We start from the raw sequence: 397 nt of genomic DNA on the forward strand, positions 1-397 counted from the left end.
AAAGTATTATCCATAGCGGTAAGCATAAGGACGGGAGTATGAACCATATAATTGGAGTCAACATACTTAAATTGATATGCCCCGCCTACGCTTATTAAATCCGATTTATAACCTACGGCTAAAGCAACGGAAGGACGAAAATAATCGTTGAGCTTTCTATTGGTTTGCGAGTCGTTCGTCCAATTATCAAGTATGACGCCCGTAGTATTTCCCGTAACTCCGAAAGCTACTCTGAGATATTCCGTTCCGTATAGAAAACCTATCTGGTCGGTTCTCGCTCTCAATTGGTCTTTATCCATAAAGAAGTCTATAAAACTTCTACCGCTTCCGTCTCCATAGAACCCGAATAGGTTTAAAGGAATTAGAATGAATAATAGTATTATGAGTAATTTTTTCA

General features: G+C 38.5%; 1 pseudogene. It reads right to left on the reverse strand.

The window, feature by feature from the left end:
- A pseudogene (locus tag EZH24_RS13540) lies at positions 1-397 on the reverse strand (variable surface family protein); the annotation flags it as partial.

It is taken from the genome of Brachyspira catarrhinii (assembly GCF_005518285.1).
Taxonomy (GTDB): domain Bacteria; phylum Spirochaetota; class Brachyspiria; order Brachyspirales; family Brachyspiraceae; genus Brachyspira; species Brachyspira catarrhinii.